Annotated in this window: 19 protein-coding genes; 11 read left to right on the top strand and 8 right to left on the bottom strand. The window is 61.6% G+C overall.

The annotated features are described in order from the left end of the window. The first annotated feature begins 90 nt into the window (after positions 1-90). The gene (locus KHO23_RS11000; protein WP_211611039.1) at positions 91-1,137 is read left to right on the top strand and encodes a 2-dehydropantoate 2-reductase; all 1,047 of its coding nucleotides are present in this window, start codon (positions 91-93) and stop codon (positions 1,135-1,137) included. Here KHO23_RS11000 and KHO23_RS10995 read toward each other — a convergent pair. The 3 genes from KHO23_RS10995 to KHO23_RS10985 form a co-directional block, all read right to left on the bottom strand. Then, positions 1,127-1,939, bottom strand: a complete 813-nt coding sequence (locus KHO23_RS10995; protein WP_211611038.1) for a crotonase/enoyl-CoA hydratase family protein — start codon at positions 1,937-1,939, stop codon at positions 1,127-1,129. The genes KHO23_RS11000 and KHO23_RS10995 overlap by 11 nt on opposite strands. A gap of 6 nt (positions 1,940-1,945) precedes the next feature. Then, entirely contained in the window at positions 1,946-2,764 is an 819-nt protein-coding gene (locus KHO23_RS10990; RefSeq protein WP_211611037.1) for an SDR family oxidoreductase, read from the bottom strand. A gap of 162 nt (positions 2,765-2,926) precedes the next feature. Beyond that, positions 2,927-3,667 (bottom strand): TetR/AcrR family transcriptional regulator, encoded by a 741-nt coding sequence (locus KHO23_RS10985; RefSeq protein ID WP_211611036.1) that lies wholly within the window; start codon positions 3,665-3,667, stop codon positions 2,927-2,929. A gap of 336 nt (positions 3,668-4,003) precedes the next feature. Between KHO23_RS10985 and KHO23_RS10980 the strand changes: the two genes are divergently transcribed. The 9 genes from KHO23_RS10980 (at position 4,004) to KHO23_RS10940 (ending at position 15,282) form a co-directional block, all read left to right on the top strand. Then, positions 4,004-4,960 carry an HlyD family secretion protein gene (locus KHO23_RS10980; RefSeq protein WP_211611035.1) on the top strand — a complete coding sequence of 319 codons (957 nt, stop codon included), beginning with the start codon at positions 4,004-4,006 and terminating at the stop codon, positions 4,958-4,960. Further along, positions 4,957-5,901, top strand: coding sequence for an ABC transporter ATP-binding protein (locus KHO23_RS10975; protein WP_211611034.1), 945 nt, complete (start codon positions 4,957-4,959; stop codon positions 5,899-5,901). Before KHO23_RS10980 ends, KHO23_RS10975 begins: the two co-directional genes overlap by 4 nt. Further along, positions 5,898-7,040 carry an ABC transporter permease gene (locus tag KHO23_RS10970; protein WP_211611033.1) on the top strand — a complete coding sequence of 381 codons (1,143 nt, stop codon included), beginning with the start codon at positions 5,898-5,900 and terminating at the stop codon, positions 7,038-7,040. Before KHO23_RS10975 ends, KHO23_RS10970 begins: the two co-directional genes overlap by 4 nt. A 12-nt stretch (positions 7,041-7,052) precedes the next feature. After that, complete coding sequence (locus KHO23_RS10965; RefSeq protein ID WP_211611032.1) at positions 7,053-8,513, top strand: efflux transporter outer membrane subunit; 1,461 nt, start codon at positions 7,053-7,055, stop codon at positions 8,511-8,513. A gap of 409 nt (positions 8,514-8,922) precedes the next feature. Then, entirely contained in the window at positions 8,923-9,252 is a 330-nt protein-coding gene (locus KHO23_RS10960; protein WP_236066791.1) for a hypothetical protein, read from the top strand. Beyond that, positions 9,249-10,298, top strand: a complete 1,050-nt coding sequence (gene mdtN / locus KHO23_RS10955; RefSeq protein WP_211611031.1) for a multidrug transporter subunit MdtN — start codon at positions 9,249-9,251, stop codon at positions 10,296-10,298. The genes KHO23_RS10960 and mdtN overlap by 4 nt, the downstream gene beginning before the upstream one ends. Next, positions 10,279-12,462, top strand: a complete 2,184-nt coding sequence (locus KHO23_RS10950; protein WP_211611030.1) for an FUSC family protein — start codon at positions 10,279-10,281, stop codon at positions 12,460-12,462. The genes mdtN and KHO23_RS10950 overlap by 20 nt, the downstream gene beginning before the upstream one ends. Continuing rightward, positions 12,449-14,083: a TolC family protein gene (locus KHO23_RS10945; RefSeq protein ID WP_211611029.1), complete on the top strand. Its 1,635-nt coding sequence runs from the start codon at positions 12,449-12,451 to the stop codon at positions 14,081-14,083. The genes KHO23_RS10950 and KHO23_RS10945 overlap by 14 nt, the downstream gene beginning before the upstream one ends. A 167-nt stretch (positions 14,084-14,250) precedes the next feature. Further along, positions 14,251-15,282, top strand: a complete 1,032-nt coding sequence (locus KHO23_RS10940) for an SGNH/GDSL hydrolase family protein (RefSeq protein WP_211611028.1) — start codon at positions 14,251-14,253, stop codon at positions 15,280-15,282. Positions 15,283-15,418: 136 nt separating this feature from the next. Here the strand turns inward: KHO23_RS10940 and KHO23_RS10935 are convergent, their stop codons facing one another. The 5 genes from KHO23_RS10935 to KHO23_RS10915 all read right to left on the bottom strand — a co-directional run bounded on the left by KHO23_RS10935 (position 15,419) and on the right by KHO23_RS10915 (position 19,514). After that, positions 15,419-16,186, bottom strand: a complete 768-nt coding sequence (locus KHO23_RS10935; RefSeq protein ID WP_211611027.1) for an ABC transporter ATP-binding protein — start codon at positions 16,184-16,186, stop codon at positions 15,419-15,421. Positions 16,187-16,223: 37 nt separating this feature from the next. Beyond that, positions 16,224-16,937, bottom strand: a complete 714-nt coding sequence (locus tag KHO23_RS10930) for an ABC transporter permease (protein WP_211611026.1) — start codon at positions 16,935-16,937, stop codon at positions 16,224-16,226. Continuing rightward, the gene (locus KHO23_RS10925) at positions 16,934-17,623 is read right to left on the bottom strand and encodes an ABC transporter permease (RefSeq protein ID WP_211611025.1); all 690 of its coding nucleotides are present in this window, start codon (positions 17,621-17,623) and stop codon (positions 16,934-16,936) included. Before KHO23_RS10925 ends, KHO23_RS10930 begins: the two co-directional genes overlap by 4 nt. A 172-nt stretch (positions 17,624-17,795) precedes the next feature. After that, entirely contained in the window at positions 17,796-18,569 is a 774-nt protein-coding gene (locus tag KHO23_RS10920) for an ABC transporter substrate-binding protein (protein ID WP_211611024.1), read from the bottom strand. Between the two features lie 336 nt (positions 18,570-18,905). Further along, positions 18,906-19,514, bottom strand: a complete 609-nt coding sequence (locus tag KHO23_RS10915; RefSeq protein WP_211611023.1) for a LysE family translocator — start codon at positions 19,512-19,514, stop codon at positions 18,906-18,908. Positions 19,515-19,648: 134 nt separating this feature from the next. Between KHO23_RS10915 and KHO23_RS10910 the strand changes: the two genes are divergently transcribed. Beyond that, positions 19,649-20,521, top strand: a complete 873-nt coding sequence (locus tag KHO23_RS10910) for a transcriptional regulator GcvA (RefSeq protein ID WP_211611022.1) — start codon at positions 19,649-19,651, stop codon at positions 20,519-20,521. Positions 20,522-20,528 lie beyond the last annotated feature (7 nt).

The following is a 20,528-nucleotide window of genomic DNA, read 5'->3' as shown; positions in this document are numbered from 1 at the left end:
CGGAGTGAGCGAGTGGCGTAAGCATCGTCGAGCGCGTTCGCCGATTCAACGCATCGCAGCGGTCATTGAGTAGGTCACTTGAGAAACTGTATGGCAAAAATCTGTATCTACGGCGCCGGGTCCATTGGCTGCTATGTCGGCGGACGGCTTCTTGCCGGGGGCAGCGAGGTCAGTTTTATTGGACGCGCTCGCATCGCCGACCAGTTGCGCAGTCAAGGCATCACGCTCTCGAAGCACGACGATAGCCGCTGGTATGTGCCACCGGAGCGGACAGACGTGTCGACGGACGCGGCAAAGGCCGCCGCCGCCGATCTCGTTCTGGTGACCGTCAAGTCTGCCGCGACACCCACGGCCGCGGCGGAGCTGGCGAATGTGCTGCGCCCCGGCGCGGTCGTCGTGAGTTTCCAGAACGGTGTCGGCAATGCGGACATACTGCGCGCCGCGCTGCCGCATAACACGGTGCTGGAGGGCATGGTGCCGTTCAATGTCGTCGAACGCGGCCCCGGTGCATTTCATCAGGGGTCGGCGGGCGAGCTGGAAATCCGGCAGGCGCCGGCCTTGCAGCCGTTCGTCGAAGCGTTCAGGAAAGCGGGGCTGCCGCTGATCCAGCACGCCGACATGTTGCCGGTACAGTGGGCCAAGCTGCTGCTCAATCTCAACAATGCAATCAACGCGCTCTCCAACCGGCCTTTGAAGGAGGAACTCTCGCAACGTGCCTACCGGATCTGCCTTGGCATGGCACAGAAGGAAGCGCTCGGGCTTCTGAAACAGGCCAACATCCGGCCGGCCAGAGTGACGCCGCTTCCGGCCACCTGGATACCGCGTGTTCTCAGCGTGCCCGATGCATTATTTGAGCGGCTGGGCCGCGCGATGCTGACGATCGATCCGCTCGCGCGCTCGTCGATGTCCGACGATCTGGCTGCGGGACGCACGACGGAAATCGACTGGATCAATGGCGAAGTCGTGCGCCTCGCCCAACGCCTCGGGCGCACAGCGCCGGTGAACGAAAGGCTATGTGAGCTCGTACGGGAAGCCGAGCGAAGCGACGCGCGGCCATCATGGCCAGGAGACGCGCTGCTGGCTCAGATGCGGGCCGCAGCGTCTCCGTCAGGACAGCTTGCGCGCTCTAATCCCTGAACTTGCCCAACCGCTTCTCCCGTGCCGCTGTCATGGCCTCGGTCAAATCTTGCGATAGGAGCATGGCCGCGTTCCAGGTGGCGATGTAGTTCAGGCCATCAGCCACGGAATGATCGCGCGAGTAGAGCACCATTTCCTTGATGCCGCGAATCGACAGTGGCGACTTGGCGGCAATGGCGGCGGCGATCTCTCTCACTCCTCGTTGCAGATCGTCGGGCGAATCATAGACGCGATTCACGAGACCAATCTGCTTCGCCTCGGCAGCGTCGAGCCGGCGGCCGGTATAAGCGAGTTCGCGAACAATGCCGTCCGGCACCAGCTTGGGTAGCCGCTGCAGTGTGCCCACGTCGGCGGTCATGCCCACGTCGATCTCCCTGATCGAGAAGTAGGCATCGGCCGACGCATAACGCATGTCGCAGCAGGTAATCAGGTCGACGGCGCCACCGATACACGCGCCGTGGATAGCCGCGAGCACCGGCTTGCGGCAACGCTCGATGCTGGTCAGCGTGTCCTGCAGATCGAGAATCCGGCGGCGCAGCTTCTCTCGCGCACGACCGTCACACTCATCCTGCATCTCATTCTTCATGCCTGCGAGCATGGCAAGATCGATGCCGGACGAAAAGTGTTTGCCTCGACCGCTGATGACGGCCACCCGAATCTCCGGCGTCTCGTCCACCCAGTGGAAGGCATCCCGGATATCCAGCCACATCTGCTCGCCCATGGCGTTGGCCTGTTCCGGCTGATTCAATTGGAGCGTGGCGATGCCATCGGCGACGTCGACGTCAATCGTTTTGAAGTCCATGAGCGCTCACCCTTCCTGGCCGCGCAACATCTGCTCGGCGCCCATATTGAACAGCGCCGAACCGAGCAGGTTCTGGCCACCGTCGCACACCACCACGCAGCCGGAGATGTAAGCCGCGAGCGGCGAAGCGAGAAATGCCGCGACCTGGCCGATATCATCCACCGATCCCATGCGTTGCAGCGGAATGGCCTTGACGAATTCGTCCTGCTTCGGCAAACGCTTCATGCCCTCGGTGCCCTCGATGGGGCCGGGCACAATGCTGTTAGCCCGGATGCCGTATTGCCCCCATTCCAGAGCGATGTTCTTCATCATCATGTCGATGCCCGCCTTGGCGGCGCCCACATGGACCTGAAAAGCGTGCGGCATGTATGCCATGCCGGCCGACACGTACAGGATCGTTCCTCTCGTTTCCTTGAGTTGCTCGAATGCACCGCGAGTGGCATTGAAGGATCCAATCAGATCGATGTCGACCACGGCCTTGAATCCGTTCGCGGAGAGTTTTTCGGCGCGCGCAAGAAAGTTGCCCGCGGCACCGCAAACCAGGACGTCCATGGCGCCCAATTCCGCTCGGGATTTCTCGAACGCAGCTTCGAGTGCCGCACTGTCGCGCACGTCCGCGCTGACGGCACAGATCTTCGTGCCGAACACCCGCAACTCCGCAGCCGCCGCGTCGAGCTTTTCCTGCGTGCGTCCACAAATGGCAACGTTGGCGCCGAGTGCGGCGAAGTTCTTTGCTACACCCAGATTGATGCCACTGCCGCCCCCGGTGACGAAAACGGTTTTGCCTTTGAACAGGTCTTTCGCGAAATACTGAGTCACGAGCATGGTGGTGTCTCCCAAAAAGTCCGAATTGGATCTTGCCTCGTCAATACGAAACGCATCGCCGCCAGGATTGCGAAGCGCTTTGCAAGGGGCGTTCCCCCGCCGAATCAGCGAAGGTTCGCACCCACGTTTCCAGTTTCTCCTCAGCCGGTCTCAACCGGCACGTCAGTTGTCCGCCTGCGCGTCTGAGCGGTGAGCCAAAGCAATTGCATCGAGCCCGGCCATCACGAAGCGAACAAAGTCTTCCGCCAGCGCCTCCCTGTCCTTCGCAACCGCGGGCAGCAGTGCAGCCTGCATTCGCACTGGCGCGACCATCATGACGATGCAGGGCAGCACGCTAAACATCAAAGCCCGCTGCACCACCGGGGTTGACGGGTTCAATTCCAGCACCTCGCCAATTGTCTTCAGCAAAAATGCGGCTTTAGGCCGTATGGCTTTCTCGATGAGCGCCGGAATAGCGTTCGATGGAGAGAGCACTTCGCGCAGCATCAGCATGAAGCCCCAAGGCGTGCCGGTGTCCGTTGAGAATCCGACGAAACGGCCGAGCAGCGCGCGAAGCCGTTCCCTCGGGTCGGCGAAGCTGGCGACGAGCGCGGCCAGTTCGTCGAGGCCCACGACCTGCCGGTGCGCTTCGATCAGTGCGGCCTCATACAGCGCTTCCCTGCTGCCGAAGTGATAGTTGACCGACGCCATCGGCGTGCCGGCGCGCTCACAGATTTCCTTGCTGGTGGCATCCGCGAAACCACGCTCGGCGAACAACTGCCCCGCTGTTTCGAGCAGAAGCTGGCGTGTCGCCGCGCCGTCAGGGCGCGAGGCCCGTTTTGGCGCCGTGGGCTGCCTGGGCGGTTCCGGCTGCCTGGACGGTTTGGGCCGCGCCGTGGCTGTCTTTTTCGTGGGGGTGGGCATGGTTGAAGAGCAGGCTCGCAAAAACAGTTTGAATTTGAATTCAAATTCACATACTATCCATTCTACTTCATCTGGCGCGGTCCGCGAATGGGTTCCACTGCAAACCATTGCGCTGCGGAAAAGCCTGAATCGCCCGCGCGCAGGGCACGGATGCCTGCGGGAAAACCCTTGCGGCCGTGTTGAGCAAAGCTGCCACGCGCCCTGAGTGCCCTATTAAAAGCTATAAATTATGGAATACTCACTAAATACATTCTTTCCCGTCGCGAATCTGTCCGGCGCTGCGCAAGCGCGGTTGCGCGGACGGTCCGATGGTCGCGATTCGTTGCGGAGCCCATCATGAACCGATTTCCCCGCGCCGTACTTTTTGTGCTGCTGGCCGCCTTGCTGCCGGCCTGCTCACACAACGACGCCGGCACCTACCAGGGTTATGTCGAGGGCGAGTTTGTCTATCTCGGCTCGTCGCAAGCCGGCAAGCTGAGCCAATTGTCAGTCGCACGGGGACAAACGGTGGGTGCGAGCGCCTCGTTGTTCGCACTCGAATCGGACGACGAAACCCATGCACTGGCGCAGGCCCAGCAGCAACTCGCAGCCGCCCGCGCGCAACTTGCGGATATCCAGACGGGCAAACGCGTACCCGAGGTCGACGTCAACCGTGCCCAGCTCGCCGAAGCCATCGCCAACGCCCGCAAGGCATCGCTGCAACTCACGCGGGATCAAGCCCAGTACAGCGCCGGCGGCATTGCAAAGGCACAGCTCGACGATTCACGAGCCAACGCCGACTCCACCGCGGCACAAGTCCGCGAACTTACCAGTCAGGTCAACGTGGCTCGCCTGCCCGCGCGCTCGCAGCAGATTGTCCAACAGCAGGCTCAGGTGGCAGCAGCGGATGCGGCCGTTGCGCAGGCGCAATGGAAGCTCGATCAGAAGCGTGTCGCCGCCCCGGCAGCGGGCCTTGTCTACGACACGCTTTATCGCGAGGGCGAATGGGTGCCGGCGGGCAGCCCGATCGTGCAGCTTTTGCCGCCGCAGAATATCAAGGTGCGTTTCTTCGTTCCGGAAACGATCGTCGGCCAGTTGACGCCCGATCGTCGCGTGGCGATCCACTGCGACGGGTGCGCCGCCGACATCCCCGCCAGGATCACCTACGTGTCGAGCGAGGCGGAATACACGCCGCCTGTCATCTACAGCAACGAAAGCCGCGCCAAGCTCGTTTTCATGGTCGAAGCCCACCCGTCCAGCGCGGATGCAACAAAACTTCATCCGGGCCAACCCGTCTCGGTGGTGCTGCAATGAGCGCCGACACACAGCAATACGTCATCGACGTCCATGATCTGAACAAGCGCTTCGGCGATAAGCATGTCGTCAACAACGTCTCGTTGCAGGTCGGGCACGGGGAAATTTTCGGCTTCCTGGGACCGAACGGCAGCGGCAAGACCACGTCGATCCGGCTTATGTGCGGTTTGCTCACCCCCGATTCGGGAACCGGCACCTGCCTCGGGTACGACATCTTGCGCGAGAGCGAGCAGATCAAGCGCAATGTCGGATACATGACCCAGCGCTTTTCCTATTGGGAAGACCTGAGCATTCGCGAGAATCTCGACTTCGTCGCACGCGTTTATCAGATGCGCAATCGGCGCGAAGCCGTGGACCGCGCGCTGGAATCGCTCGGACTGCAAACGCGCGCCAACCAGCTGACGGGTTCGCTATCGGGCGGCTGGAAGCAGCGGCTGGCGCTCGCCGCGTGCATGCTGCACGAACCGAAACTCTTGCTGCTGGATGAACCCACCGCGGGCGTCGATCCGACCGCACGGCGCGACTTCTGGGAGGAATTGCACCGGCTCGCCGCGCGCGGCATATCGGTGCTCGTCAGCACGCACTACATGGACGAAGCGGAGCGCTGCCACAAGCTTGGGTATATCGCCTACGGGACGCTGCTCGCCAACGGTACGTCGAGCGAGATCATCGAATCGCAAGACCTCGCGACATGGTCGATCTATGGAGAGCGTCTTAGTACGCTATCCGAACAACTCCGTGCCACACCCGGCGTCGACCAGACTGTCGTATTCGGCTCCTCGCTGCACGTAAGCGGGCGCGATCATGCCGCGCTCGAAACGGCGATCAGGCAGGCAACCGCGGGCACCGCGCTGCGCATCGAACCCATCAGCACGGGCCTTGAAGACGTGTTTATCTACCTGATGAGCCATTCGGAAGACAACTTCGGAGCGCCATCGTGAAGAAGCACATTGCGTTCTCCCTGACACGGTGGTGGGCGATCGTCCTCAAAGAGTTTCTCCAGTTGCGGCGCGACCGCGTCACCTTCGGCATGATTATCGGGCTGCCGATCATCCAGCTTGCCCTGTTCGGCTTCGCGATCAACACCGATCCGAAGCACCTGCCGACCGCGGTCATCATTCACGACCAGAGCGAGTTTTCCCGCAGTTTTGTCGCCGCGATGACGAACTCAGCCTATTTCGACATCGTCGAAACCTTGCCCGACGAAGAAGCGGGCCGCCGCGCTCTCGCCCAAGGCAAAGTGCAATTCGTGCTTAACGTACCGGTCGATTTCTCGCGCAGATTGTTGCGTGGTGAACATCCTTCGCTGCTGATCGAGGCCGACGCCACCGATCCGACTGCGACAAATACTGCTGTCGGCGCGCTTGCGGGCCTTGTTCAACCGGTTGTGGACAAAGACCTCAAGGGTCCGCTCGCACATCTGAACGGAACGCAGAACGCCTTCGGCGTGCAGGTTCATAACCTGTACAACCCTGAAGGCATTACGCAGTACAACGTGGTACCGGGACTGATGGGCGTGATCCTGACCATGACGCTCGTCATGATGACGGGTCTCGCCGTGACGCGTGAACGCGAACGCGGCACGATGGAAAACCTGCTCGCCACGCCGGTCCTGCCGATCGAAGTCATGACCGGCAAGATTGTCCCCTATGTCTTTATTGGCCTTGTCCAGGCATCGATCATTCTTATCGCGACGCGTTTTATTTTTCACGTTCCATTTTTTGGCAGCGCGGTCGCCATCTATCTGTCTGCCTTGCTTTTCATTGCAGCGAATCTGACGGTGGGCATCACGCTGTCTTCGCTTGCGCAAAACCAGTTGCAGGCCATGCAACTCGCGGTCTTTTATTTTTTGCCGAACATCCTCCTCTCCGGTTTCATGTTTCCTTTTGCGGGCATGCCGCAATGGGCGCGGTTTATCGGCAATCTGTTGCCCCTGACCTACTTCAACCGGCTGATTCGCGGCATTTTGCTCAAAGGCAATGGCTGGGCGGATCTCTGGCCATCCGTATGGCCCATGGCGCTTTTCACGGCCATCGTCATGGCCATCGCGTTACGGTTTTATCGTCGCACGCTGGACTAGGAGAACACGATCATGAAAGAACTCGTTTTACTGTGTTCGCTCGTGCTGTGCGGCTGTGCGGTGGGACCGGACTTCCAGGCGCCCGCGGCGCCGGACACGCAAACGTATACGCGTCACGCAGAAGCATCAGGCACCGTGTCTGCAGACGCCACGGCCGGATCGGCGCAGACTTTCACCACCGCGGATTCCGCCATGCCGATGTGGTGGCAGCAGTTCCGCTCGGAGCCACTCGACCGGCTTGTCGAGCAGGCGCTGAGTCGGAGCCCGACACTTGTGCAAGCGCGCGCCAAACTGATTGAAGCGCGCGAGAACTACAACGCTCAGGCTGGCGCGACGCAGTTTCCGAGGGTCGACGCCAGCATTTCGGCGACACGGCAACAAGTCGATCTTGCTGCTTTCGGTATTCCGCACGTCGAGAATCCGGGGCCGTTTTCGTTATTCAACGCATCGGTGAGCGTGTCTTACGCGTTCGATATTTTTGGCGGCAATCGTCGCGCGCTCGAAGCAACGTTAGCGCAGGTCAATTACGAGGCATTCGAACTCGATGCGGCGCGCCTTTCCATTGCCGGCAACGTGGTATCGACAGCAGTGCTGCGCGCTTCGTTGCAGCAGCAGATCCTGCTGACCCAACGTCTCGCCGATGCGCAGGCGCAGCAGTTATCGATTATCGAGGCGCGCTTTGCCGCCGGTGGCGTCTCGCAACTCGACGTGAACAGCCAGCGCACGCTGCTTGCGCAAACGCGCGCATCTCTGCCGCCCCTCGCGACTCAGCTCGCTCAGGCAGATCATCAACTCGCGATCCTGGTTGGCGTCGCACCGTCGAAAATGGATTTCAGCGAACTCACGCTCGATTCTCTTCATCTGCCCAACGACATACCGGTCACGCTGCCCTCCACGCTCGCGCGGCAGCGTCCTGACATTCGCGCATCTGAAGCATTACTGCATCAGGCAAGTGCGAATGTAGGCGTTGCAACGGCAAATCTATATCCGCAGTTTTCGTTGTCGGCGGGAATCGGCTCTGAGCGCACTAGTATTCAGGACATTGTGAGCGGCCTGAATATCTGGAATATCGGCCTGAACCTGACACAGCCGATTTTCCACGGCGGCGAACTGCACGCGAAGAAGCGCGCAGCGCAAGCAGCTTATGAAGCAGCGTTCGCCGGCTATCAGCAAACCGTCCTGCAGGCATTGCAACAGGTCGCGGATGCACTCACGGCGTTGCGCAACGACGCCCAGGAATTACATGCCCGTAACGACGCCGCCGTGCAGGCACAGGCCAACCTCGATATTGCGCATGCGCAGTATTCAGCGGGAGGCATCAGCCGGTCGAGCCTGCTCGATACGCAACGTCAGGCGCTGCAGACCGCCTTGGACCAGACGCGCGCGCAGGCCAGCCGCTTGAGTGATACTGCGGCGCTGTTCCAGTCGCTAGGTAGCAGCCAGGACGGCCTGACGGTGGGCAGTGCCCCGTGATTGCGCGGCAAAGGGTAGGCCCACGAAGGCCGTCATGTAGTTCGCGATACGGACGCTCGATGCCGCAACAGGATTCATTGGATCTCGACATACCCTGCGCAAAACCGCGAAACCCGGTAAACGGCCAAACAGGAAAAACCTTTAACGTTGACTGAGGAACCGCTTTTCAATCGTGCAGGCTTGACGAACTCCATTTCTTTCGATTTGCGTCGGCACGGGCACGATCGTTAGTATTCGCAGCGCATAGCACGCGCTCGCTTCAAATACGACCCTCTGAACGACCATCGACGATCTGGAACAGGTAATCGGGCTGGCACACCGGAAAGAGTCGAAACGAAACGGGCGCGCTGGTAAAGTGCCGGTGATTTCGTTGCTTCCCTAACGCATTCACCCACCTCGCGACGCCACAATGCCGTTCAAGACAATTCCTGGAGGCGTCCGCGCCTCGATCGTGCAGCGCGTGCCGCGTTTCCCGGCCGTCGCGGTCGTCGTTGCCCTGAGCCTGTCCTTGCAAGGGTGTACGCTTCGCGGTGCGCCGTCGTATGAAATCTTCGGCGCCTATTTTCCGCTCTGGCTGCTGAGCGCCATCGCCGGGTTCGTCGGCGCACTCATCGCCCATCGGATCTTCGTCTCCACGGGGTGGGCGCAGATCGTCCCGTTTCAGCTCTCGGTCTGCCTCGCCATCGGTCTGACGGTCGCCGTGCTCTTCTGGCTTTCGGGAACAGGACAGCTCTTATGAAAATCGCCGGCTTGCGTCAAGCCTCGGTCAAAGGCCGCGTAATCGCGGGCGTCATCGTCATACTTGGCGTCGCCGCGGCCTGGTACGGCTACGACCGGACCACCCGGTTTCCCTCAACCGACGACGCAACGATCGACGCCGACGTCGTCCACGTCGCGTCGCCCGTCGGCGGCCGGATCATCCGGCTGGCGGTGCAGGAGAATCAGCGGGTCGCAAAGGGCGACGTGCTCTTCGAAATCGATCCTGTGCCTTATCGGCTGGCGGTCGCGCAAACCCAGGCCGATCTCGAACTGGCCCGCGCGGCGCTCGAAACGCGGCGCAAGTCGATTGTCGGCGAGCGCGCGAATGCAGTCATCGCCGGCGACCAGACCGGCAAGGCGGCACACAACTACGAACTGGCTTCGCGCACCGTGCAGCGGCTCACGCCGCTCGTGGCGAAGGGCTACGTGCCGGTGCAGCAACTGGATCAGGCGCAGGTCGCACAGCACGATGCGGCGTTGTCGCTAAAACAGGCGCAGGAACAGAAGCAGGCCACCGCACAGACGATCGGCGACGAAGCAGGCGCCGTCGCCGTAGTGCATGCGCGCGAGGCCGCCCTCGCGCTCGCACAGCGCGGCCTCGACGACACCATCGTGCGCGCGCCGCAGAATGGCTTCGTCACGGGGTTATCGGTGCTGGCCGGCGAGACGATCGCGCCGCATCAGTCGATTTTCACGCTCGTCCACGCGGACGAATGGTTTGCCGTCGCCAACTTCCGTGAAGGGGCGCTCGCGCGGATCCAGCCGGGCGATTGCGCGACGGTTTATTCCATGATCGACCGGAGCCAGGCGATTCGCGGCGAAGTGGTCGGCATCAGCGCCGGCGTGGCCGATTCGGACCGGATCAATCTGCCGCGCACCTTGCCGATCGTGCAGCAGTCCGTGAACTGGGTGCGGGTCGCCCAGCGCTTCCCCGTGCGGGTGCGGCTCGACGAACCGGCCGCCCGGCTGGTGCGAATCGGTGCAAGTGCGATCGTCGAGGTTCGGCATGGCGCAGCCTGCCGGTGAGCTTGCCCGACCGGGCCCAGCCGACATCCTGAAGCTGCTCGCGCCCTACCCCGGACGAGCGGCGATGGCGACCCGCATCGCGCTGATCTGCGCGTTGACGGCGTTCGTGACGAGCGCATACGGTACGCCGGAAGCCGCGATTTCCGCCTATGTCGTGTTCTTTTTGAACAGGCCCGACCGGGTGCTGAGCGTCGTGCTCGGCGCAGCATTGCTGGTGCTGGTCACGGTGATGATCGGCCTGGTCACGGTGGTGGCCACGTTCTCGCTCGACGATCCCATGTGGCGGGTCGCGTGTATCGCGGGGCTATCGTTCGGTCTGCTGTTCGTGACTTCGGCGAGCAAGCTGCGGCCGGTGGGCGCGATCCTCGCGATGATCGTCGGCTTTGCGCTCGACGAACTCGGCAGCGTACCGTTCGGCGAAGTGGCGACGCGCGCCCTGCTCTACGTCTGGCTGATGGTCGCGATTCCGGTGGGGATCTCGATTGGCGTCAACCTGCTGATCGCGCCGTCGCCGCGAAAGCTCGCCGGCCGCGCGGTGGCGAAGCGTCTGCGGATCGCAGCCCGAAGCATGACCGAACCCGAGGCGACGGCCGACGCACTCGGCGAATGCCTGCGCGAGGGCGACGCGGAAATCGGCACGTGGCTCAAGCTCTCGGTGGTCGACGGGTCGTCGGTGCGTGACGATGTTGGGCCGCTGCGGCAGGCCGTGTCATCGACGCTCGCGATTCTGGTCGCGGCCGATCTGGCGTCCGGCGAACCGTCGGGGCGGCTGCCGGCATCGTTCGCCGCGCCGATTGCGGAGACGCTGGAGAACATGGCCCGGACGTTCGAAGCAGGCGGCTATCCGGTCGACATCGAACTCAAGCTGCCTGATGCGGCCGAGCTGACGCCGCTCGCGCGAGTCGCCGTGGAGACTCTGCGGGATGCGATCACCCGTTTCGCCGTAGTCGAAGCGCACGCCGATGTCGAAGGTAAAGGCGAAAGCGAAGTTAAAACCGGCGTCCGGGCCGCAGCACCCACCCAGGCTCCTACCCAGGCGCCAGTCGAAGCCAGCACCTCGCCGCCTGCGGCCAAGCGCGGCGGGTTCTTCCTCCCGGATGCATTCACCAATCCAGACCACGTCCGCTACGCGCTGAAAACCACCGTGGCGGCGATGTTCTGCTATCTGCTTTATTCGCAGATCAACTGGCCGGGCATCCACACCTGCTTCATCACGGTCTATATGGTGTCGCTCGGCACCACCGCCGAGACCGTCGAGAAGATGACGCTGCGGATCGCCGGGTGTCTCGTGGGCGCCCTCCTCGGCACCGCGGCAATCGTATTCGTGACGCCGGTGCTGACGTCCGTCGCCGGGCTGATGACGCTGGTGCTGGTCGGTGCGTGGCTGTCGGCGTGGATCGCATTCGGTTCGCCACGGCTTGCTTATGCCGGCTTCCAGATTGCCCTGGTGTTTTTTATGTGCGTGTTGCAGGGCGCGGCGCCCGGCTACGACTTGACGCTCGCACGGGATCGAACGATCGGGATCCTGATCGGTAACGTGGTCGTCTACCTGGTTTTCACGCGCGTCTGGCCAGTTACCGTGGCCGCGCGCATCGACACCGGGCTCGCCGCCCTGCGGCAACAGTGGCAACGACTGGCGGCACTGCCCGATGCCGTCACGCGCCGGGCGCAGGCCGCGAGCGCCATGGCTCAATGCGGCGCGCTGGAACAGGACCTCGCGTTGATGCATTACGAGCCGTCGTGGGTTCGCCCCGAAGCACAGTGGATCGCAGAACGCCGTAGTGCACTGGCCAGGCTCGACGCGCTGGAAGGACCGATGTTCCTGCTCGCCGAACGACGCCCGGGCGACGCCGCGATCGACGGCTGGCTTAAGCGGGCTGAAGGTGGCGTGACGGTGTCGGCGGGTGCTGAGGGTGCTGAGGGTGCTGCGGGTGCTGCGGGATCTGCGGGTCCTGGAGGCAACGGCAACGCAGCGGTCGCAGCATTGCCCGCCGCGCGGGACCCAGCTTTGCCGCTCGCGCACGAGCCGGCTTTACCGCCCGCAGCAACCAGCGACGATACACGCGCCGTTTTGCTGCACCTCGGCGACACACGCCTCACTCAACTTGAACACGCTGCGTCGAACGACGCAGCGAAGGAATTCGCAACTCATGCGCCGGCTTAACCCTTCATTCGCACTGGCGATCCTGGCCGCAGCGGGTTTGGCCGGATGCGCCACGTCATCGCTGGACATGGCGCCGGACAGTCCCGATCGTCCGTGGCAACCGCAAACGGATTCAACGGGCGCCATCGTGCCTGGGCCCGCTAATTCAGCTAGCCCGGTTGCGTCAACTGCATCAGCGCCATCGGCCGCTTCAGCCGCTTCAGCCGCTGCGGCCGCTTCGACCGCCTCGGTTAACCCGTCCACCTCCGCACGCAACTACCAACTCCCCGCGAACCCCGCGCTCGCCACCGTGCCCCCTCCAGCGGCGCTGGAGCAGGCGCATGCATACGACCTGCCCGAACTGATCGATCTGGCGGAATCGGCGAACCCGCTGACCCGTATCGCCTGGAATGACGCGCGCAATGTGGCGCTCGCCGCCGGCATCGCGAAGAGCGCCTATCTCCCGCAATTGTCGGTCGCGGCGATGGGCCAATACCTCGGCCTCCACGATTCGAGCACTTCCGCGTTCGGCGATTCGTCGGCCAGCGCAACCGGGCACGGTACGACCTCGGTGGTCGCGCTGCAATGGCTGCTGTTCGATTTCGGCGGACGCGCCGCGCGCGTCGAAGCCGCGTCGCAGGCATCGGTGATGGCGAACATCGCTTTCACCGCCGTCCACCAGCAGGTGATCTTCGACGTCAGCGTCGCGTTCTACGCATACCAGGCCACGCGTGCCCGCATCGTTACGACGCAGCAAGGCCTCGACAACGCCGAAGCGATCCTGGCCGCGGCGCAGTCGCGCTACAAGCATGGCATCGGCACCGTCATCGAAGTGGCGCAGGCCAATCAGAATCGCGCGCAGGCCAGGCTCGCGCTCGTCCAGGCCCAGGGCGCGGAAAGCAACAGCTATCTCGCGCTGGTTGCCGCGATGGGAATTTCGCCGCTATCGAAACCCAGAATCGCGGAGATGCCGACGCACACGCTCCCGGCAATGACGAACGATTCGATCGAGCGGATCGTGTCGTCCGCGATCGCCCGGCGCCCGGACGTGTTGAGCGCCTATGCGTCCGAACGGGTCAATCTGGCGAAAGTGAAGGCGGCCGAGTCGGACTTCATGCCGAAGGTATTCGTCTCGGCGACGGGCGCCTACAACACCGGCAGTTCGTCGATTTCGGCGGTTCCGGCCATCGGCCAGCAATTGCCGACAGTGAATCTGAGCGGCGGCCGTTATGGCGGCAGCGTGATTGTTGGTGTGACGATTCCGCTGTATGACGGCGGTTTGCGATCGGCGGTGCTCGCGCAGGCGCGCAACGACGCCGATAGCGCCTCGACCCGCCTGACGCGAAGCCGCGAGGAAGCGGTCCGGCAAATCGTTACCGCGCAGAATACGTTGCAGACGAGTCTCGCGGCGCAAGCTGCGTCTAAAGAGCTGCTCGCCGCGGCGCAGACGACGTACAACGCCGCGTTCGACGCCTATCGGCAAGGGGTCGGCTCGGTGACCGACGCGCTGCTCGCGCAGAATCAGTTGCTCGCGGCGAAAAACGCGGACGCGGATAGTTACAGCAGCGCATTGTCGGCTGCGGCGGCGCTTGCGCTCGCGACCGGGTCGGTCGAGTCGATTCCGATGCGGGACAACTGGTGACCGGAGCGCACATACAGCGGCATAGATAGCCGGGCCACGGCAGCGCATGTTTTTTGCTTAATGAAGGTACCCGCGGAAAGCTACCCGCGCCAGGCGCAACAGGCAGGCATGGCGACATCCCGCCCCACGTCAGGGCCACTGCCCAGCCGAGCCGCGATGGAGGACCTATGCGAGCAATCCATGACACGGTACGCACGGTACGTATTGCAATTCTTGCCGGGGTGATTTCACTGCTTACCGCATGCGGCGGCCATGGAGGCGATTCGAGTAGCGGCAGCGGCACAGCCCCTCCCCCGGGCGGCGTCAATCTGCAAGTTGTCTCGTTCGGCGACAGCCTGTCGGACGTCGGGACCTTTGCGCCGATCGCCAGCGCGGTCGGCGGCGGGCGTTTCACGACCAATCCGGGACAGGTGTGGACTCAGAACGTGGCGCAGTACTACGGCGGCACGCTAAGCGCTGCATTTACGATCGACATCACGCATAAATTGAGTGCGCAAAACGGCCTCGGCTATGCAGAAGGCGGCGCCACGGTGGCGACGCCCGCCAACCTGTACGACTTTCTCACCGACGTGATCGGCAACATCGAAATGCCGGTCAACCAGCAGGTTTCGAGCTATCTGAACACGCACGGCAGTTTCAATTCCAGTCAACTGGTGCTGGTCTGGGCTGGCGCAAACGATGTGCTTCGCGCCGGTTCGCTGCCGGCCGCGGCGCCCACCGTGCAAACGGCGGCAGCCACCCTCGCCCAGATAGTCGGGCAGATCGTTCAGAGCGGCGCCACGCATGTGGTGCTGGTCAACGTGCCGAATGTCGGCCTGTCGCCCAAAGGCATCGCCTCGTCCGACGGCGGGGCCAACCTGACCCAGCTATCGCAACTCTTCAACGAGGACCTGAACGCCGCCTTGCAAGCCGACGGCCTGCAAGGCAAGGTGATCCAGATCGATTCTTATACGTGGGTAGACCAGATCATCGCGAACGCTCAGGCCAACGGCTTCGCGGTGACGAACACCGGTCAGGCGTGCGATCCCACGAAAACGCCGGATGACACATCGCTCCTGTGCTCACCGGCAACCTACGCGACGGCCAATGCCGACCAGACCTATATGTTCGCCGACGACCTTCATCCGACGACACATCTGCATGCACTGTTCGCCCAGTACGTGGAGCAGCAGATCGCTCTGAGTGGACTGGGTCACTGAGCGGAAATAACAGGATAACTTAGCGTATCCGTTATCTGCGCCGCGGACGGATCGCCGATGGGGTCGGTTCCGGTCTCGATCCGTCCTGCAAAGCGGGTCCAGGCATGCGTTTCGCACGTCGACCGTGACGCTGGTGTCATTTCAGGCTGCCAGCAAGAAACTGCCCTAACCGTTCGCTTTTCGGATTGACCAGGATGTCTTGCGGATTACCTTCTTCTTCGATTTTGCCCTTGTGCAGAAAGACCACGTGATTCGATACGTTGCGAGCGAATCCCATTTCGTGCGTGACCACGATCATCGTGCGCCCTTCTTCGGCCAGCGCTTGCATGACTTTCAACACTTCGCCGACCAGTTCCGGATCAAGCGCCGAAGTGGGTTCGTCGAACAGCATGACTTCGGGCTCCATCGCCAGTGCGCGAGCAATGGCCACCCGCTGTTGCTGACCGCCGGACAGATGAGCCGGATATTTGCTTTCTGTGCCGGCCACGAGCCCGACCTTGGTCAGGTACTTGCGAGCCCGCGTCTCCGCTTCCGCCCGGCTCAACCCCAGAACGCTGACGGGCGCTTCGATGATATTTTCGAGCACCGTCATATGCGCCCACAAGTTGAAGTGCTGAAACACCATCGATAGCTTGGCGCGCATTTTCTGCAGTTGCTTGCGATCGCTCACTTGCAATGCGCCTTTTCTGTCGCGCTTCGTCTGGATCTCTTCCGCGTCGACGGTGATCCGCCCGGAACAAGGCTGCTCAAGAAAATTTATGCAACGCAAAAAGGTGCTTTTCCCCGAGCCGCTCGAACCGATGATACTGATGACATCACCGGCCTTGGCCTTGAGCGATACGCCCTTCAGAACCTCGTTGTCACCAAACTTCTTGTGCAGGTCGTCGACAGTCAGCTTATACATTCTCAATACACTCCATCTTGGCTGCGGGTAGCCGGGTTCAATGCCCTTGCGGCTTCAGAAAGGCCAGCAAGCGTGTTTCCATCCGGCGAAACGCCCATACCAGCGTAAAAACGATGGCGGCATACAGCACGGCGGCAATGCCGTATGCCTGGAAGGAAGCGTAGGTTGCGGAGTTGACGTCGCGCGTCACTTTCAGAATGTCGGGTACGGTGGCGGTGAAAGCGAGCGTTGTTGCATGCAGCATCAGAATGACTTCATTGCTGTAGTTGGGCAGCGCTCGCCGCAATGCGGACGGCAGGATAATGCGGGTATAGAGCTTGAATTTCGACATTCCGAAAGCCTGTCCGGCCTCGATCTCACCATAAGAGGTCGCCTTGATCGCGCCCGCAAAAATCTCCGTGGCGTACGCACACTCATTCAGCGTAAATGCGAGCAACGTGCAATTCATCGCACTCCGGAAGAAGGCGTCGAGCAGTTCGTGCGAGTGCACAACCTGAAGGCTGTAGAGACCTGTATAGCAGATCAGCAACTGGACATAGAGCGGCGTGCCGCGAAAAACATACGTGTAGAGCCAGACCGGTCCGGATATGAAACGGTTACGCGACGAGCGCGCCACGGCAAGGGGAACCGCGAGACCAAAACCCAGTCCGATCGAGGCGACGAGCAGCCACAAGGTAACGACAAGACCGGTGTAGTGATAGCCGTCGGTGTACAGATAGTTTTGCCAGTATTGCCTGACGAGTTCAATCACAGCGCTGCCCTCCGTACGCCCATCGAATAACGCTTTTCCAGCCAGATCAATACCAGGTTCGACACGGTTGTGATCACCAGATAGATCGCCCCGGCGGTCAACGTGAAAAAGAAGAACTGCAACGTACTCTTACCCGCATCCTGCGACGCCTTGACCACGTCGGAAAGGCCGATGATCGAAACCAGCGCTGTGGCCTTGACCAGCACCTGCCAGTTGTTGCCGATACCGGGCAGGGCGAAGCGCATCATTTGCGGGAACATGATCCGGCTAAATACTCGCCATGAACTCATGCCGTAGGCGAAGCCTGCCTCGAGCTGCCCGCGAGGAACAGCGAGAAAGGCGCCGCGAAATGTCTCGGTAAAGTAGGCCCCGTAGATAAAACCGAGCGTGATGACGCCGGCAACAAACGGGTCGATGTCGATCTGATCGACACCCAGCCAGTCGGTCAGATCATTGAGGAGAATCTGAATGCCGTAAAACAGCAGCAGCATCAGCACGAGGTCAGGAACAGCACGAATCAGCGTCGTATAAATCGTGCCGACGCGGGACAGTACGCGATTGGGCGACAGTTTCGCCGCGGCACCGCCAAGACCCAGCACAAACGAAGCGCCTAGCGACAGCATCGCCAGCTTGATCGTTTCCCACATGCCCGCAAGAAGTAGCGGGCCAAACCCGTGAAATAACATGCTTACGTATCCTTGATGGCGAGGCGTTCGATCGCGCGGCGCATCTGTTGCACACGGCCGATTCTGGGCGCGTGAACAGATGACGCCGCGCCGCCGCGCAGCGGATGGATCGTGTATATCGACGAAGGAGCGCGACGAAAAAGCCCGACGGGAAAAAGGGCGTGGCTACCGCTCAGCCGCCATAGACGTCGAAGTCGAAGTACTTCTTCTCGAGCTTCTTGTACGTGCCGTCCTTGATGATGTCGGCGATGGCCTTGTCGACCTTCACCTTCAGATCGGCGTCGTCCTTACGCATGCCGATGCCCGCACCGTTGCCCAAGACCTTCTCGTCGACGATATCCTTGCCGGCAAACGCGAAGCCCACGCCGCGCGGCGTCTTCAGGAAGCCGATTTCAGCTTCCACCGCATCTTGCAGCGAAGCGTCGAGGCGCCCCGAGAGCAGGTCGGTATAGACCTGATCCTGGTTCTGGTACGGCACGACCTTTGCACCCTTCGGCTCCCAATAGGTCTTCGCGTAGGTTTCCTGGATCGTGCCCTGCTCGACACCGATCGTCTTCCCGGCCATCGCTTGTGGCGTCGGCAGCAATGACGAGCCCGCCTTGGCGACGAGGCGCGTCGGCGTATTGAACAGTTTCGCCGAGAAGGCAACCTGTTCCGCGCGTTGCGGCGTCATCGACATCGACGACAGCACGCCGTCGAATTTCTTCGCCTTCAGCGCCGGGATCATGCCGTCGAAGTCGTTCTCGACCCACACGCATTTGGCCTTCAGACGCGCGCAGATTTCGTTGCCGAGATCGACGTCAAAGCCGACAAGCTTGCCGTCCGGAGCCTTTGATTCAAACGGCGCATAGCTGGCATCCACGCCGAACCGGACGGTCGACCAGTCTTTTGCATACGCACCGGTTGCAATGGCGGCAAGCGCAACGCACAGGACAAACTTCTTCATACATTCTCCAGAAACAGTCTTCGAGGCGCTGAACGGTGCCGGAGGCGAACTGCCCTCAACCCCATGGATGCTGCCCAGCGATGTTGTATATACAGGGCGATTTCTTCTTGGTATGCACCTACATCACCCGATGTTGTATAGACATCATGGTAGCGAGTCCACTTTCAGTACCGCAACTAGGGTTTGCGCGCATGATAAGCGCTTTAGACTCAAATTTGCGGTAGTTTACAAACACCTTCGATGCGCTGGATGACCGTAATTTCGATACGAGCAGGCCATGTTGTATATACATATAAGATTCTACCTTCCTGTCTAGACAGGATCACCCCCCGGATTTCATCCGAACGCGACATAGGCCGCCACGAGGATCATGCAGAGGCCGAACACCCGCCCCTGAATCCGCATTGCGTGTGCCGATCGAAACCGGCGAAGGATCACCCGGCCTCCCACTATCCATGGAAAGTGGCAAGCCACACACACGAGAAGAAACGCAACCGCGAATTGGACGACCTGGGTCGGGAGCGCGTGAGCCGGGTCGAGAAACTGCGAAAACATCACCAGAATCATCGAGTGAATCTTGGGATTGAGGATCACGGATAGAAACCCGTCCCCGGCACGAAGCCGCACGCCGCCCTCTTCGCTGCTGTTTGCCGATCCGGCTGACGAACGAAAAAATCCCCAGGCAAGATAGAGCAGATAAGCGGTGCCCGCCCACTTGAACACCGCCTGGATTTCAGGGTGGCCATGCAATGCCTTCCCCAAGCCCATTCCGTAGATAAGACATAGCGCCACGTTCGCCATCTCGAAGCCGGCCCAGAATGGAAGCGAACCGGCCACGCCAAAGCGGCCGCCGGCGGTCGCGAGAACCGTGTTGCCGGGACCGGGGCTCACGACCATGGGTACGGTGTAGCCAAAAAACAGAATCCAGATGTTCCAGGAAATCATGAATAGACCTCGCGTCGGCAATCCGTCGGGGGCCGTGCGTCCGCCCCGGGAGTGTGTGATTAGAAGCGACTTCCTCACGGGTCACAAACGGGTTATCTTCATGCTCTCGATCAATTAAAGTAATCGACCGATTCATGCGACGCCTGCCCCCGCTCGGTGCGCTGCGTGCCTTTGAGGCCGCGGCGAAGCACCTGAGCTTCACCCGTGCTGCCGCTGAACTTTGTGTGACGCAGGCCGCGATCAGTCATCAAATCCGTCAACTCGAGGATTGGCTGGGCACGCGCCTTTTCGAGCGTCGAGGACATGCGCTGAAGCTCACCGCAAAGGGCGAAGCCTATCTTCCGGAACTGGCCAGCGCGTTCGATCGCATCGCGACGGCAACGGTGCGCTTAATGGAGCCTGACGCGCGGCCGCTGCGCATTACCGTTCTGCCGTCGTTCGCTTCGCGGTGGCTGGTGCCGCGTCTTGAAGCGTTTCGCGCATTGCATCCGGAAATCGAGGTGCGCCTCGATAGCTCGGCCGACGTCTGGGCGTTTGCCACCGAACGCTTCGATCTCGCCATTCGCTCAGGACTCGGGAAATGGACAGGCTTGAGAGCCGACCTGATCGCCCGGGAGACCTTGAGTCCGGTCTGTAGTCCGAAGCTTCTCGACGGGCCGCCCGCCATTCATGTTCCGGCTGACTTGCGCTACGTCCGCTTGCTGCACGACACCCCTAGACAGGGGTGGCAGCGCTGGTGTGACGAGGCCGGGGTGAATGGGCTCGACATGGATGCAGGCGCTTCGTTTAACGACGCCAGCCTCGCATTGCAAGCCGCCGTGGATGGCCAGGGCGTTGCGTTAGGCCGGCTCACACTCGCACAGGACGAGCTTCGTAGTGGCCGTCTGGTAAAGCCTTTCGATATTGCACTGCCCAACGACTTCAGTTACTGGCTTGTCTATCCGCCCGCGGCACTGAACCGGCCTAACGCTGATGCGTTCCGAACTTGGCTGTTGTCGCAAGCATGAGGAGACA

This window comes from Paraburkholderia haematera (assembly GCF_905220975.1).
GTDB lineage: Bacteria > Pseudomonadota > Gammaproteobacteria > Burkholderiales > Burkholderiaceae > Paraburkholderia > Paraburkholderia haematera.
This window is presented reverse-complemented; position numbering and strand designations above follow the sequence as displayed.

Coding starts and splice junctions, on each gene's coding strand:
- KHO23_RS11000 (WP_211611039.1), top strand. CDS start 91: ATGGCAAAAATCTGTATCTACGGCGCCGGGTCCATTGGCTGCTATGTC.
- KHO23_RS10995 (WP_211611038.1), bottom strand. CDS start 1,939: ATGGACTTCAAAACGATTGACGTCGACGTCGCCGATGGCATCGCCACG.
- KHO23_RS10990 (WP_211611037.1), bottom strand. CDS start 2,764: ATGCTCGTGACTCAGTATTTCGCGAAAGACCTGTTCAAAGGCAAAACC.
- KHO23_RS10985 (WP_211611036.1), bottom strand. CDS start 3,667: ATGCCCACCCCCACGAAAAAGACAGCCACGGCGCGGCCCAAACCGTCC.
- KHO23_RS10980 (WP_211611035.1), top strand. CDS start 4,004: ATGAACCGATTTCCCCGCGCCGTACTTTTTGTGCTGCTGGCCGCCTTG.
- KHO23_RS10975 (WP_211611034.1), top strand. CDS start 4,957: ATGAGCGCCGACACACAGCAATACGTCATCGACGTCCATGATCTGAAC.
- KHO23_RS10965 (WP_211611032.1), top strand. CDS start 7,053: ATGAAAGAACTCGTTTTACTGTGTTCGCTCGTGCTGTGCGGCTGTGCG.
- KHO23_RS10960 (WP_236066791.1), top strand. CDS start 8,923: ATGCCGTTCAAGACAATTCCTGGAGGCGTCCGCGCCTCGATCGTGCAG.
- mdtN (WP_211611031.1), top strand. CDS start 9,249: ATGAAAATCGCCGGCTTGCGTCAAGCCTCGGTCAAAGGCCGCGTAATC.
- KHO23_RS10950 (WP_211611030.1), top strand. CDS start 10,279: ATGGCGCAGCCTGCCGGTGAGCTTGCCCGACCGGGCCCAGCCGACATC.
- KHO23_RS10945 (WP_211611029.1), top strand. CDS start 12,449: ATGCGCCGGCTTAACCCTTCATTCGCACTGGCGATCCTGGCCGCAGCG.
- KHO23_RS10940 (WP_211611028.1), top strand. CDS start 14,251: ATGCGAGCAATCCATGACACGGTACGCACGGTACGTATTGCAATTCTT.
- KHO23_RS10935 (WP_211611027.1), bottom strand. CDS start 16,186: ATGTATAAGCTGACTGTCGACGACCTGCACAAGAAGTTTGGTGACAAC.
- KHO23_RS10925 (WP_211611025.1), bottom strand. CDS start 17,623: ATGTTATTTCACGGGTTTGGCCCGCTACTTCTTGCGGGCATGTGGGAA.
- KHO23_RS10920 (WP_211611024.1), bottom strand. CDS start 18,569: ATGAAGAAGTTTGTCCTGTGCGTTGCGCTTGCCGCCATTGCAACCGGT.
- KHO23_RS10915 (WP_211611023.1), bottom strand. CDS start 19,514: ATGATTTCCTGGAACATCTGGATTCTGTTTTTTGGCTACACCGTACCC.
- KHO23_RS10910 (WP_211611022.1), top strand. CDS start 19,649: ATGCGACGCCTGCCCCCGCTCGGTGCGCTGCGTGCCTTTGAGGCCGCG.